The sequence below is a fragment of the Pseudomonas sp. CROZ-RG-20F-R04-15 genome (genome assembly GCF_022662375.1).
GTDB lineage: Bacteria > Pseudomonadota > Gammaproteobacteria > Pseudomonadales > Pseudomonadaceae > Aquipseudomonas.
The window spans coordinates 419,087-432,844 of sequence record NZ_JAKNQL010000001.1 but is presented as its reverse complement, the minus strand read 5'-3'; the positions used below and the strand labels follow the sequence as shown (position 1 = coordinate 432,844).

Sequence of the window (13,758 nt, the reverse complement as noted above, 5' to 3'; positions counted from 1 at the left end):
TCTTTCCGGCTGTGACATCAGCAGCCCGGTGTCGAAGCCGGAACAAAATCAACATGGCGCAACCGCGCTCATTTGAGTGGCGGCTCTATTCTCGATATTGGAGTCGACAAATGCCTAACCACGTACAAATTCCTTCTGAAACCTCCGCTTTCTTCACCCCCACCATCTTCACTCGCCACAACCGCTTCCTCCACGCCTTCATGCAAGATCACGAGGCTTGGTTCTGTGTTCAAGATCTCGGTCGCTTGATGGGCTATCCGCTAAACGAACGCCTCACCCTGAAACTCGATCCCGACCAGCGTCGCCATGTCCTCCTACGTCGGGACGGCGAAATCATCGATTGCGCGATGGTCAGCGAGTCCGGCCTGTTCGCCCTGCTCGTCCATCACTTCGTCCCGGAAAACCGACACCTGCGCCAATGGCTGAGTCATGAAGTCATCCCGATGCTGCGCGAAACCCAATCAAGCCCTGTGGAAAACCACCCGAGCCTGAGTTCAATGCATTGGGCAGGCGTTACCGTGCCACTGCTGCACTGGCAACAGCAGGCGTGGGTCAAGTGGCGAGATGTGCCGGAGTTAATAAACGGACAGCGGCCATTCCCAGTTCAGGGGACTTGTAACTAATTCCTCGTCAAAACTGGTCTATCTCTGGCGTTGATTCTGACGTCAGAGTGTTACGCCAAGCATTTCGCAACACATCTCGACGCTTCGTTCCGCTCTGGCCCGCTACAGTTTTCTTGGACTGTCGCACGCTCACTGGTTGACGAAGCTCTGACAGCAGCCTAGGGTGTTTACGTCGTTTACAACGTATACATAGGAATTCTGACATGGCCTCGCCAGTTCTATCTTTCCGCGTCGAAGAATTGTTGGCACAGCAGCTGGATGAACTGGCTGCGGCAACGGACAGAGACCGTCAATACCATCTCAAGCGTGCACTGGTTCGATACGTAGAAGCCGAATCATGGCATCTACAAGCTATCAGCGAAGGTATCGCAGATGCCGATGCTGGAAATCTCACCGATCTGGATGCCGTGAAGGCTAAGTGGGCAAAACGTGCCGAACGTAGTACTGACAAAAAGGGCTGAAAATGATCTCGATGTTATCCATGAGTACTACCAAGGCCTTTTAGGTTCAGAGGGCTCCTTAGAAATCATCAATTCGATTCTTAAAACGTTTCGTCAACTTGAACAATTTCCTGGATCAGGGAGGCCGTCGGTCGCCCCCGATATTCGAGAGTTGGTGATGACTCGCTATCCATTCATTGCCCCCTACCGGTTGATGCACGGTCGCATTCAAATACTTCGTGTTCTGCACCAGCGGGCAGAACGATCGCGGGATTGGTGAACCAGCCGTAAAGGACGGCTGGTTACTTCACACCTCACTCAAAACCGCGAAACACTCCGCATCGCATCCACCAGATACCTCATCGCAATCCGGTCCCCTTCTGAAAGCTCTCGATAACGCTCCACCAGTTTCAGTTCGTCGGAGCTGAGCCGGCGCCTTTTGCGGCCGCTGCCCAAGCACGGAAAGATGCCCAGCATGTCGGTGATACCTTGGATTTTTGCCATGGACGATGTCCTTCTCTAATACTGCAAAGAATTGCTTAAACACCACATCGCCCTGCCCCTTACAGCAGCGCCGTGTGCCCTACCGGTCAGATGGGTCGCACCGGTCATGCCCATAGAATAGAAATTAATTCGGCGCTGAAAAGCGGTTTTTAGAGTAATTAGTCGAGAAAAGCAGATATGCCGTGTAAATCAGAAAGTCCCGTAAGACTTTTAACCGACATGTCTTGTTTCATTGACACACTGGCGCTGTGAATCAACGAATTTTGCAATGCGAGCGAACCGTTTAAGCTAGCCGGCATCTGTTTATAGTCCGTTGCGTTTGGCCGAAGGCTTGTCCGAACCGTTATTTCTGATCCAGCACGTGCCAGGAACGGCGCGGGATTGCACACGACAGGTTGTATTTATGCACCGCAGGAATTTGCTCAAAGCGTCCATGGCCATTGCGGCTTACACCGGTCTTTCGGCCACTGGCCTGCTGGCTACCCGCGCATGGGCGGCCAATGGTGGTGCCGCCGATGGCGAGGCGCAGGCGTTTGATTTCGAGGCGCTCAAGCGCCAGGCCAAGCAACTGGCTGGCAGCGCCTACCAGGACACCAAACAGGTGCTGCCGCCGACGCTGGCGACCATGACCCCGCAAAACTTCAACGCGATCCGTTACGACGGCGAGCATTCGCTGTGGAAGGAAAACAAGGGCCAACTGGACGTGCAGTTCTTCCACGTCGGCATGGGTTTCCGCCAGCCGGTGCGCATGTACAGCGTCGATCCGAAGACTCGTACCGCGCGCGAGGTGCATTTCCGTCCGGCGCTGTTCAACTATGAAAACACCTCGGTCGACACTCAACAGTTGAAAGGCGACCTGGGTTTTGCCGGCTTCAAACTGTTCAAGGCACCGGAACTCGATCGCCACGACGTGGTGTCCTTCCTCGGCGCCAGTTATTTCCGTGCGGTCGATGCGACTGGCCAATATGGCCTCTCCGCGCGCGGTCTGGCGATCGACACTTACGCCAAGAAGCGCGAAGAATTCCCTGACTTCACCAAGTTCTGGTTCGAGACCCCGGATCAGAACGCCACGCGTTTTGTGGTCTACGCCCTGCTCGACTCGCCGAGCGCGACCGGCGCCTATCGCTTTGATATCGATTGCCAGGCCGAGCGCGTGGTGATGGAGATCGACGCGCACATCAATGCGCGCACCGCCATCGAGCAACTGGGCATCTCGCCGATGACCAGCATGTTCAGCTGCGGCAACCACGAACGCCGCATGTGCGACACCATTCACCCGCAGATCCACGACTCGGATCGTCTGGCCATGTGGCGCGGCAACGGTGAGTGGATCTGCCGTCCGCTGAACAACCCGGCGACCCTGCAATTCAATGCGTTTGCCGACACCGATCCGAAAGGTTTCGGTCTGGTGCAAACCGACCACGAATTCGCCAACTATCAGGACACCGTGGACTGGTACAGCAAGCGCCCGAGCCTGTGGGTCGAACCGACCACCGCGTGGGGCGAAGGGTCTATCGATCTGCTGGAAATTCCTACCACCGGCGAAACGCTCGACAACATCGTCGCGTTCTGGACCCCGAAAAAACCGGTGGCTGCCGGGGATTCGCTGAACTATGGCTACAAGCTTTACTGGAGCGCGCTGCCCCCGGTGAGCACGCCATTGGCGCGGGTGCAGGCGACTCGTTCCGGCATGGGCGGTTTCGTCGAAGGCTGGGCACCGGGCGAGCATTACCCGCCGGTATGGGCACGTCGTTTTGCTGTGGACTTCACCGGTGGCGGTCTGGATCGACTGCCGCAGGGCACCGGGATTGAGCCGGTGGTGACGTGCTCGAACGGCAAGGTGCAGGATTTCAGCGTCTTGGTGCTGGATGACATCAAGGGTTACCGGATCCTGTTTGACTGGTACCCGACCAGCGACAGCGTTGAGCCGGTGGAGCTGCGGTTGTTTATCCGCACCAATGACCGCACGTTGAGCGAGACGTGGTTGTACCAGTACTTCCCGCCGGCGCCGGACAAACGCAAATACCCTTAATGGTTCTCTAGCGTCTGATTGGGCCTCATCGCGAGCAGGCTCACTCCCACACTTGGAATGCATTCCCCTGTGGGAGCGAGCCTGCTCGCGAAGGCGGTCCAGGCAAAACAACATTCAGCAGACAAAAAACAAAGCCTCGGCCATCACTGACCGGGGCTTTTTGCTTTACCGCTACCCACTCAATCGCGCAAATCAGACTCGTGAATCGGCTGATCCCGATGCGTCGCGCGCTGATACTGCGCTGGCCACACCGCTTGGCGGCCGCCCAGATCATCGTCAGCATGCAGCGGCCAGTACGGATCACGCAGCAGCTCGCGAGCAAGGAAGATGATGTCGGCCTGACAGGTGCGCAGGATGTGCTCGGCCTGCGCCGGCTCGGTAATCATTCCCACAGTGCCGGTGGCGATGCCTGACTCCTTGCGTACACGCTCGGCGAAGCGCGTCTGATAACCCGGCCCCACCGGAATCTCGGCGTTGGCTGCGGTTCCGCCCGACGACACGTCGATCAGATCGGCGCCAAGGGTGTGCAGACGGCGCGCCAGCTCGACGGTTTCATCCGGGTTCCAGCCATCTTCAACCCAGTCTGTGGCCGACACACGGACAAACAGCGGCAACTCCTCAGGCCAGACAGCCCGCACCGCTTCAGTCACTTGCAGCACCAGACGAATACGATTTTCAAACGAACCACCGTACTGATCGCGGCGCTGATTGCTCAGCGGCGAGAGAAACTGATGCAGCAGATAACCATGCGCCGCGTGCACCTCAACCACACTGAAACCCGCCTTCAACGCGCGTTTGGCGGCATCGACAAAGGCCTGAATAACGTCGGCGATCTGCCCTTCATCCAGCTGTTTCGGTTGCGTGTGTTGTGGGTCAAAGGCAATCGGCGACGGCCCGACCGGGGTCCAGCCGCCGTCATCGGGTTTGACGCTGCCATGTTTGCCGATCCACGGCCGATGAGTGCTGGCCTTGCGCCCGGCGTGGGCCAGTTGAATGCCGGCGACGGCGCCCTGAGAGGTGATGAAACGGGTGATGCGTTGCAGCGGTTCGATCTGTTCGTCGTTCCACAGGCCGAGGTCTTCGGCGGTGATCCGCCCGTCGGCCGTGACCGCTGTGGCTTCGGTGAAGACCAGACCGGCACCACCCACCGCACGGCTGCCGAGGTGCACCAGATGCCAGTCGTTGGCCAGGCCGTCGACGCTGGAGTATTGGCACATCGGCGATACTGCGATGCGGTTCGGGAGTGTCAGTTGGCGCAGGGTGAAGGGTTCAAGCAGCAGACTCATGGGGCACCTCTCAAATCAGTGGGCAGGCTCCAGGGTTCTGTTTGAATAGTCGACGAGTGACAGGAAAAAGGTGCAGCACCCGCCCCCGCGGGCAAAAAATTCGACAAGACGTCACAAGGCCAATCAAGCAGTGCTTAGAGCCTAGTCGACAACCGGGGATGAGGGAGGGTTCAGAGTGATTCAGTGTGTGAAAGGACTATCGCGGTTCGATATGGGCAATCATCAACTGAACGGTCTCATTCCCCCGAAACTCGTTAACGTCGAGCTTGTAAGCCAGTTCAACCCACTTGATTGTCGGGTTCGGCCAGATATCCCGGTCAATCCCAAAGGCAATACCGTCCAGCTTCACCGAACCGCACTCGCTTTTCAGCACCACTTTCAGGTGTCGTTCACCGACTACGCGCTGCTCAACCAACTGAAACACGCCATGGAACAGCGGCTCCGGGAAATGCTGCCCCCAAGGCCCGGCATGGCGCAGGGCACGAGCCAGTTCGAGGTGGAATTCTTCGACCGCCAGCGTGCCGTCCGAGAGCATGCGCCCGGTCAGGTCTTCCTCGCGAAGTTGCCTACGCACCTCAGCGTCAAAGGCCTCGGCGAATAGCGGAAAATTCTCCTGCGGCAGGGTCAGACCGGCGGCCATCGCGTGGCCACCGTACTTGGCGATCAGGGTCGGATGCTGCGCCGCGACCACACTCAGGGCATCACGGATATGGAAGCCCTGAACAGAGCGGCCCGAGCCCTTGAGCAAGCCATCACCGGCATCGGCGAAGGCAATGGTCGGACGAAAATAACGCTCCTTCATCCGCGACGCGAGAATGCCGATCACACCCTGGTGCCATTCCGGATCGAACAGGCACAGACCAAACGGCATCGACTCCACCGGCAAGTCCTTGAGCTGCGCCAGCGCTTCACGCTGCATGCCCTGCTCGATGGATTTGCGATCCTGGTTCATGCCGTCCAGTTGCGCGGCCATTTCCCGGGCCAGGTTGGTGTCGGCGGTGAGCAGGCATTCGATGCCCAGGCTCATATCATCCAGACGACCGGCAGCGTTGAGGCGCGGGCCGACGATAAAACCGAGATCGGTGGAAGTGATGCGCGTGGCGTCACGTTTGGCCACTTCAAGGATCGCTTTGATCCCCGGCCGTGCGCGACCGGCGCGAATGCGTTCAAGGCCTTGGTGCACCAGAATCCGGTTGTTGGCGTCCAGCGGTACCACGTCGGCGACGCTGCCCAGCGCCACCAGATCAAGCAGTTCACCGATGTTCGGCTGCGGCTTGTTCTCGTACCAGCCGAGACCGCGCAAACGCGCGCGCAACGCCATCAACACATAGAAAATCACCCCGACGCCGGCCAGCGCCTTGCTCGGGAATTCGCAGCCAGGCTGGTTCGGGTTGACCAGCGCATCGGCCTGCGGCAGTTCATCGCCGGGCAAATGGTGGTCGGTGATCAGCACTTTGAGCCCGGCCTTTTTCGCCGCCGCCACACCTTCGACGCTGGAGATGCCGTTGTCGACGGTGACCAGCAAATGCGGCTCGCGAGTCAAAGCGACTTCGACGATTTCCGGGGTCAGGCCGTAGCCATATTCAAAGCGGTTCGGCACCAGATAATCGACGTGCGCCGCACCGAGCAAACGCAAGCCGAGCATGCCGACCGTACTGGCCGTTGCACCGTCCGCATCGAAGTCGCCGACGATGAGGATGCGCTGGCGTTGCTCCAGCGCCGTCACCAGCAAGTCCACCGCGGCGTCGATGCCCTTGAGCTGCTGGAACGGGATCAACCGCGCCAGACTCTTGTCCAGCTCCGCCTCGGACTGCACGCCCCGCGCCGCATACAAGCGGGTCAGAAGCGGCGGAATATCACCGAGAAAAGGCAGAGTTTCGGGCAGTTGACGAGGTTCGATACGCATGGGGTGACGGAGACTTCTCTTTAATACGTGGGATTAATCAGTTGAAGGCGCGGGATCAGCCGCGCTCACCTTGCAGCCATTGCAACTGGACTTCGTGCTGACCACGGTCGTCGGTGACGAAGATCGTCCCTTCGCTGATCATCACGTCCCACTTGATGACGCGGGGCATGTCCTTGGCCAGTGTTTCCAGCACTTCTTGCGGGACGGCAGCGATGTTGACGTTTTTCAGGTTCTTGATCGCCGGGATCACTTTGGTTTCCCAGACGCGCAGGCTGCCATAGGCCAGCAGGCTGGTGCGCTCGGTGCGACGCGAGCACCAGGTCAGACGATCGGCGTCTGGCTGGCCGACTTCGATCCAGTGCAGAACACGGTCATCCAGGCTCTTTTCCCACAACGCAGGTTCGTCCACGTCTGACAGACCACGACCGAACGACAACTGCTCGTTGTACCAGAGCGCGTAGGCCAGCAGGCGCACGGTCATGCGCTCTTCGGTTTCCGAAGGGTGACGGGCGATGGTCTGCTTGACGCTCTCGTAGACGCTGCGGTCGAGGTCGGTGAGGTTCAGTTCAAACTTGTAGGTAGTGGACGGCTGGGCCATGAACGGGCTTCTTGATACGAGGAAAGTCGGCAAGTCTAACCGATGCGGTAGGCAATCATCGAATTGATGGCGATCAACCTGCGGCGTCTGACAGCCGGCTATGTTAAAACGCTGTATCCGCTCAGCCTTGTCCTACAGGATTTCGCATGCCGTTCACCAGCAAACCGCTCTCGGGTCTGAAAGTCATTGAATTGGGTACATTGATTGCCGGGCCCTTTGCCTCGCGCATCTGCGGCGAGTTCGGCGCCGAAGTGATCAAGATCGAGTCACCGGACGGCGGTGATCCGCTGCGCAAATGGCGCAAATTGTACGAAGGCACATCCTTATGGTGGTTCGTTCAGGCGCGCAACAAAAAGTCGCTGACCCTGAACCTCAAGCATCCCGATGGCCTGGCGATCCTGAAAAAATTGCTCAGTGAAGCGGACATCCTTATCGAGAACTTCCGCCCCGGCGTCCTGGAAAAACTCGGCCTCAGTTGGGAAACCCTGCACGCGCTGAACCCGAAACTGGTGATGGTGCGCCTGTCCGGCTTCGGTCAGACCGGGCCGATGAAAGATCAACCGGGCTTCGGCGCGGTCGGCGAGTCCATGGGCGGTCTGCGCTACATCACCGGTTTCGAAGACCGGCCGCCGGTGCGCACCGGGATTTCCATCGGCGATTCGATTGCCGCGCTGTGGGGCGTGATTGGTGCGCTGATGGCGCTGCGTCATCGCGAAGTCAACGGCGGTACAGGCCAGGTTGTCGATGTGGCGTTGTACGAAGCGATTTTCGCAATGATGGAAAGCATGGTGCCGGAATTCGATGTGTTCGGTTTTATCCGCGAGCGCACCGGCAACATCATGCCCGGCATCACGCCCTCCTCTATCCACACCAGCGCCGACGGCAAGCACGTGCAGATCGGCGCCAACGGCGATGCGATCTTCAAGCGCTTCATGCTGATCATCGGCCGCGAAGACCTCGCCAACGATCCGGTACTGGCCAGCAATGACGGGCGCGACAGTCGCCGCGACGAGTTGTATGGGGTGATCGATCGCTGGGTCAACTCGCTGCCACTGCAAGCCGTACTCGACCGGCTCAATCAGGCCGGTGTGCCGGCTAGCCGGATCTTCAGCGCCGAGGACATGTTCAACGATCCGCAGTACCTGGCCCGGGAAATGTTCCTGCATGCCAAACTGCCCGACGGCAAAGATTTCAAGATGCCGGGCATCGTGCCGAAACTCTCTGACACACCGGGCAGTTCAGAATGGGTCGGGCCGCAACTGGGTGAACACAATGCGCAGGTACTTCACGACCTTGGCTACGACGAGCAACAGATCGCCAAGCTGCGCGAAGACGGAGCCATTTAAGCTGAAGCGTCGGCCGCCATCGCACGCCAACCGCGCCCATCACTGGTGGACGTGGCGGCTGTTCGGCCTGTTGTTCTTGCTCGCTCTGTCGACGGGAGCACAGGCCAAACCGAAGTTGATCTGGCTGCTGCGCGACTTGCCGCCACTGACCATTTTCGAAGGTCCGAAAAAGGGTCAGGGGGTGATTGACCAACTGATGCCGTTGCTGATCGCCGGCATGCCGCAATACGAACACACGCTGATGCGGGTCAATCGCGCCCGTGGTCTGCAGATGCTCCATGAAAACCCGTTTGCCTGTGATCCTGCGCTGCTGTGGAACAAGGAGCGCGCGCAGTGGGTCGCGTATTCGATTCCGGCGATCCGCGCCGTGAGCAATGGTCTGGTGGTGCGCCAGCAAGATCGCTCGGTCCTTGAACCTTATCTGGTGAACGGCGAAGTCGACCTGTCGGCATTGCTGGCCGCCACCGACAGAAAAGTCGGCGTGGTCGCTGAGCGCAGTTATGGCGAATTTATCGACAACATTCTGCATCAGGCACCCAGCGGCGCACTGACGCCCCATTACGGTAACGATGCACTGACCAATCTTTTGTCGATGCAGCGTCTGGGCCGCTTGCAGGTGGTGCTGGGTTACTGGCCGGAAATCCGCTATCAGGCCAGACAGGCGCAGATCGCCGAGGATGAACTGGAGTTTTATCCGATTCGCGGCACCGGAAAATATCTCTCAGGCTACGTGGCGTGTTCCGACACCACCCTGGGACGCCAGGCCATCAGCGAAATCAACCAACTGCTGCGCACCCTGCCCCACGAACATCTCAATCAGCTCTACGCCGCGTGGCTGGACCCCGAGCGACAGGCGGATTATCTGCAACAGGCCCGCACATTCTTCGAACGTCAGGCCGCGCAGTAGGCAAATCGCAGACAAAAGAAACCCCGAGAAGTGGGGAGACGACTCGGGGTTAAACGTGGTCTACATAAAGACCCGTAGCAGCAAGCGACAAGCACCGGAGCACAATGCTTGATCCTGCTGTTACGAGGTCTGACTGACAGGGATGCAGGAAGGTTCCCACAAAAAATATTTCATCTTTACAGCGCCGGACGTTTGTCCAGGGCTGCATTGCGCAACGCCGCGATCACACAGGGCTCCAGCCGTCCTTCGGCAATCAGGACATCGCGGTGCAGGCCGTCAACGACATCGGTCAACTGACGCTTGTCGGCCAATTGTGCCTGATTGAATTCGCGTTCCACGACAATGGCGCCTTGGCTGTTCTTCAAGGTCACCAGGCATTCGCCATGGGTACCGCACGGAGACAACGAAACCTGATACGGGCTCAGAGCCTCACCGAGCAATAGACTGATACTTTCCATCTCGATCTCCACTCAATAGTCCGAAAACTGTGTGCCTGGGGCGTGTTCACAATAAATGACCACCGGCCCGAGAAGAAAGTTCTGCATACCGATCGCCCCCACCCTGGAGCGTCACCGGTCTGTCAGAGCATGCACGGCGAAGATGACAGTAAAATAACTGCCCTCGTCAAATCCCGAGCGGTGGCGATGCAGCCATCAGGTAACTGTCGAGCAAACCGCGCATGAGCACCGCCGACACCGGGGTTTGCAGACGCCCCAGCAGCCGCAGGTGGTGCTCGCACAGCATTGGTTCGAGGTCGTTAAGCAGGCTCGGCGCGACCGTTCCCAGCAGGATCAGCGCACGCGCCTCATGCTCAACCGCCAGATGATGAATCAGCGCCAGGCCATCGCCACCCTTGAGTTGCGGGTCGCAAATCGCTATGTCGACCACGCCACGATGACTCAGCGAAGACAAGGCCGATGCCAGCGACGGCGCCGTCAGTACGTCATAGATGCCGATGGCATTGAGCATTTGATGCAACGCCATCAGCTGGAACGGATTGGGTTCAAGTATCAGGACTTTAAGCGAGCGCATAAGCGACCTCTGAAGCGACAATCGCGGACTCTCACCGCAGTTGTTGTCACTCTAGGGCAGCCGTCTTAAGCCTCCCATCGGAAAAGTAGCCGCGTCGTATAGGACATTTCCCATCTTCAATGCGGACATCGACACCCGCTCTCTGTGCGACGCTGAGTGATGTCCGTCCAGCCACCCAAAAGCCCGCGCAGTTTGCCGTCGGCGCTGTAGAACGGCACCGTCCACTGATACACCTCACGGGGGCCGCTCTTGAATTGCAATCGCCGTTTGCTGAAACGTGATTTGCGCGTGCGCAATTGCACCATGAACTCGTCGTGCAGCATCCGCGCCGTCGCCTCGGGCAACGCATCGACTTCGATCAGCAAGCGGCCCAGCACCTGATCCAGTCGCACCGACAACGCCTCCTCATAGCTGCGATTGCACATGATCAGCCGCCCTTGCAGATCACGGACGAACACCGGATCCGGCATGGAGTCGATCAATGCATGCTGGAATGCGAGTTGATCGCCCAGATCCTTTTCCGCCGCGCGCCGCAGTTTGATCACCGCTGTCAGACGCCGATTCCATATCAGCGACAGCAGACCGAACACGCCAAGTCCGCCCATGCCCCAGCAACCCCATTCGAGCAGCTGTTGCCAGACTGATGGCACCGGCGCAGGCGCAATACCTTCCAGCCATTTCAGGCGGATCGCCCGTAATTCCGCCGCAGGAAACGCCTCAAGGGCCTTGTTGAGAATACTCAGCAGCACTGGCATGCCTTTGCGTACAGCCAGGTTATCCGCCTCCCATTTGCCTTCGACCACCCCGCCTACCTTGAGCAAGCCCAAGGGATAAAGCTGCGCACCGATTTCGTTTTCGATGGTGGCGTAAGCCTCTCCGCTTTCGACCAGTGCCCGTGCCTCGGCATAGGTCTTGACCGAGCGGATCTCGATCGAGGGAAAATCACGCCTGATCATGTCTTCCAGTGCATGCCGCGCCGGCAGCACCAGCACCCGTTGACTCAATTGCTCGAACGACTCCAGCCGGGGCGCGTCAGCACGACCGACGAACACCCAGCCCGCGCCACCGAATGCGTGGCTGTAATCCAGAAACGCCTTGCGCTCTTCGCTCATGGCCAGGGTCGTACTGATATCCGCCGCCCCACTCTCGAGGCGTTCGAGCATGTGATCGGTGGAAAACGACTCCTGATGCACGAACTGCAACCCGGTCATTGCCGCTACACGCTTGAGCACATCGTTGTTCAAACCGCTCCACTGCCCATGCTCATCCTGAAACAGATACAACGGGTACTGCACCGACGTCACCGTTACCTTGGGATTGTCGCGAATCCATTGACGCTCGTGCGCGGCCAGCTCGATCGGCTGGACCTTGAACGCCACGGCATCGTCGTGCATCGCCATTTGCGCCGCCACACTGCTGCGCGTCAAAGCCAGCAATCCGAACAAGAACAGCCCACTCAGTGCCGGTATCAAACCTCTATAAAACAGCATTGCCACTTCCTTCGTGATCGACTCACCCGTCCTTCGTGGGTGAAAACCCGAGCAGTGTGGCAGCAGAAACAAAAAAGCCCGTCAGGAGACGGGCTTCAAAATGTGACAGCTTTTGCAGGCTTAAAGCGGCTTGCCGCGGTTGCCATGCTGGCTGACAAAGGCTTGCACGGCTTTCAGCTCATTTGGCAGAACGGTGCAGCGCTCGTTTCGCTCAAACAAATCAGAAAGATGTGCAGGTAGTTCGAGCGCTTTTCCTACACCGGCCTTCTCTACAGCCTCTGGGAACTTCACTGGGTGAGCGGTACCCAGAATGACCATCGGGATGTCCAGGCTGCGGCGGCATTCGCGCGCGGCTTTAACGCCGATGGCCGTGTGCGGATCCAGCACTTCGCCGGTCTGCTCGTACACTTCAGCGATGGTTTCGCAGGTCTGCGCGTCATCCACGGCCAGCGAGTCGAACAGTTTGCGCGCTTCGGTCCAGCGCTCTTGCTCAACGCTGAAACCGCCACCCTGCTTGAACGAATCCATCAGGCCGGCGATCGCCGCACCGTTGCGACCGTGCAGGTCGAACAGCAGGCGTTCGAAGTTCGACGAGACCATGATGTCCATCGACGGCGACAGCGTGGCGTGCAGGGTGTCCTTGACGTACTGATTGCCGCTCATGAAGCGGTGCAGGATGTCGTTGCGGTTGGTGGCGACGATCAACTGATTGATCGGCAGGCCCATGTTGCGTGCCAGGTAACCGGCGAAGATGTCGCCGAAGTTGCCGGTCGGTACCGAGAACGACACTGAACGCGCCGGGCCGCCCAACTGCAGGGCTGCGTGGAAGTAGTAAACGATCTGGGCCATGATCCGCGCCCAGTTGATCGAGTTCACCGCCACCAGTCGCGTGCCTTTGAGGAAGCTCTGGTCGGCGAAGCTCGCCTTGACCATTTCCTGGCAGTCATCGAAGTTGCCTTCGATGGCGATGTTGTGAATGTTCTCGCCGAAAATCGTGGTCATCTGGCGACGCTGCACTTCGGACACACGGTTGTGCGGGTGCAGAATGAAGATGTCGACGTTTTCGCAGTGCTTGCAGCCTTCGATGGCGGCCGAACCGGTATCACCGGAGGTGGCGCCGACGATTACTACGCGCTCGCCGCGCTTTTCCAGCACGTAGTCGAGCAGACGACCGAGCAGTTGCAGGGCGAAGTCCTTGAACGCCAGGGTCGGGCCGTGAAACAGCTCCAGCACCCATTCGTTGCCGTTCAGCTGACGCAGCGGCGCGACGGCGCTGTGGGCGAACACACCGTAGGTTTCTTCAAGAATCTTTTTGAAATCGGCATCGGGAATGCTGCCGGTGACGAACGGACGCATCACCCGGAAGGCCAGCTCGTGATACGGCAGGCCGGCCCAGGAAGCGATTTCTTCCTGAGTGAAACGTGGCAGGTTTTCCGGGACGTACAAACCGCCGTCGGTAGCAAGACCGGCCAGCAGGACCTCTTCGAAATTCAGGGCCGGTGCCTGGCCGCGGGTACTGATGTAACGCATGACTGACTCCAATGGAGAGTGTTCACAACAACGGCCCCGCGCACGGGGCCACTGCAGGACAACG

The 13,758-nt window shown here is 58.9% G+C and carries 14 protein-coding genes; 6 read left to right on the top strand and 8 right to left on the bottom strand.

The annotated features are described in order from the left end of the window. Positions 1-110 precede the first annotated feature (110 nt). From L8H52_RS01880 to L8H52_RS01870, 3 genes are all read left to right on the top strand, one after another. Positions 111-623, top strand: coding sequence for a Bro-N domain-containing protein (locus tag L8H52_RS01880; RefSeq protein ID WP_242205009.1), 513 nt, complete (start codon positions 111-113; stop codon positions 621-623). A 203-nt stretch (positions 624-826) separates the two neighbouring features. Beyond that, a complete protein-coding gene (locus L8H52_RS01875) occupies positions 827-1,084 on the top strand; it encodes a ribbon-helix-helix protein, CopG family (RefSeq protein ID WP_129389643.1) in 258 nt (85 codons plus the stop codon). Continuing rightward, the gene (locus L8H52_RS01870; protein ID WP_129389640.1) at positions 1,053-1,343 is read left to right on the top strand and encodes a type II toxin-antitoxin system RelE/ParE family toxin; all 291 of its coding nucleotides are present in this window, start codon (positions 1,053-1,055) and stop codon (positions 1,341-1,343) included. Before L8H52_RS01875 ends, L8H52_RS01870 begins: the two co-directional genes overlap by 32 nt. A 38-nt stretch (positions 1,344-1,381) precedes the next feature. On the opposite strand, the gene L8H52_RS01865 is transcribed toward L8H52_RS01870, so the two are convergent. Then, on the bottom strand, positions 1,382-1,567 hold the full coding sequence (locus L8H52_RS01865) for a hypothetical protein (RefSeq protein ID WP_016986386.1): 186 nt from the start codon (positions 1,565-1,567) through the stop codon (positions 1,382-1,384). Positions 1,568-1,970: 403 nt separating this feature from the next. Here L8H52_RS01865 and L8H52_RS01860 point away from each other — a divergent pair, with 403 nt between their 5' ends. Next, positions 1,971-3,599: a glucan biosynthesis protein D gene (locus L8H52_RS01860; protein ID WP_242205011.1), complete on the top strand. Its 1,629-nt coding sequence runs from the start codon at positions 1,971-1,973 to the stop codon at positions 3,597-3,599. Between the two features lie 179 nt (positions 3,600-3,778). On the opposite strand, the gene L8H52_RS01855 is transcribed toward L8H52_RS01860, so the two are convergent. The 3 genes from L8H52_RS01855 to L8H52_RS01845 all read right to left on the bottom strand — a co-directional run bounded on the left by L8H52_RS01855 (position 3,779) and on the right by L8H52_RS01845 (position 7,389). Continuing rightward, the gene (locus tag L8H52_RS01855; RefSeq protein ID WP_242205013.1) at positions 3,779-4,885 is read right to left on the bottom strand and encodes an NADH:flavin oxidoreductase/NADH oxidase; all 1,107 of its coding nucleotides are present in this window, start codon (positions 4,883-4,885) and stop codon (positions 3,779-3,781) included. A gap of 196 nt (positions 4,886-5,081) precedes the next feature. Then, positions 5,082-6,791, bottom strand: a complete 1,710-nt coding sequence (gene recJ / locus L8H52_RS01850) for a single-stranded-DNA-specific exonuclease RecJ (protein WP_242205015.1) — start codon at positions 6,789-6,791, stop codon at positions 5,082-5,084. A 55-nt stretch (positions 6,792-6,846) separates the two neighbouring features. Then, complete coding sequence (locus tag L8H52_RS01845) at positions 6,847-7,389, bottom strand: YaeQ family protein (protein ID WP_007908961.1); 543 nt, start codon at positions 7,387-7,389, stop codon at positions 6,847-6,849. Between the two features lie 146 nt (positions 7,390-7,535). On the opposite strand from L8H52_RS01845, the gene L8H52_RS01840 reads away from it, so the two are divergent. Next, positions 7,536-8,735, top strand: coding sequence for a CaiB/BaiF CoA-transferase family protein (locus tag L8H52_RS01840; protein ID WP_242205017.1), 1,200 nt, complete (start codon positions 7,536-7,538; stop codon positions 8,733-8,735). Next, on the top strand, positions 8,662-9,642 hold the full coding sequence (locus tag L8H52_RS01835) for a TIGR02285 family protein (RefSeq protein WP_242205019.1): 981 nt from the start codon (positions 8,662-8,664) through the stop codon (positions 9,640-9,642). Before L8H52_RS01840 ends, L8H52_RS01835 begins: the two co-directional genes overlap by 74 nt. A gap of 176 nt (positions 9,643-9,818) precedes the next feature. Here L8H52_RS01835 and L8H52_RS01830 read toward each other — a convergent pair whose 3' ends face one another. The 4 genes from L8H52_RS01830 to thrC form a co-directional block, all read right to left on the bottom strand. Then, a complete protein-coding gene (locus L8H52_RS01830) occupies positions 9,819-10,100 on the bottom strand; it encodes a DUF3509 domain-containing protein (RefSeq protein ID WP_242205022.1) in 282 nt (93 codons plus the stop codon). A 166-nt stretch (positions 10,101-10,266) separates the two neighbouring features. After that, positions 10,267-10,674, bottom strand: coding sequence for a response regulator (locus tag L8H52_RS01825; protein ID WP_242205024.1), 408 nt, complete (start codon positions 10,672-10,674; stop codon positions 10,267-10,269). Between the two features lie 116 nt (positions 10,675-10,790). After that, positions 10,791-12,164 carry a transporter substrate-binding domain-containing protein gene (locus tag L8H52_RS01820; protein ID WP_242205026.1) on the bottom strand — a complete coding sequence of 458 codons (1,374 nt, stop codon included), beginning with the start codon at positions 12,162-12,164 and terminating at the stop codon, positions 10,791-10,793. A 120-nt stretch (positions 12,165-12,284) separates the two neighbouring features. Then, positions 12,285-13,694: a threonine synthase gene (gene thrC, locus L8H52_RS01815; protein WP_242205028.1), complete on the bottom strand. Its 1,410-nt coding sequence runs from the start codon at positions 13,692-13,694 to the stop codon at positions 12,285-12,287. Positions 13,695-13,758: the final 64 nt, after the last annotated feature.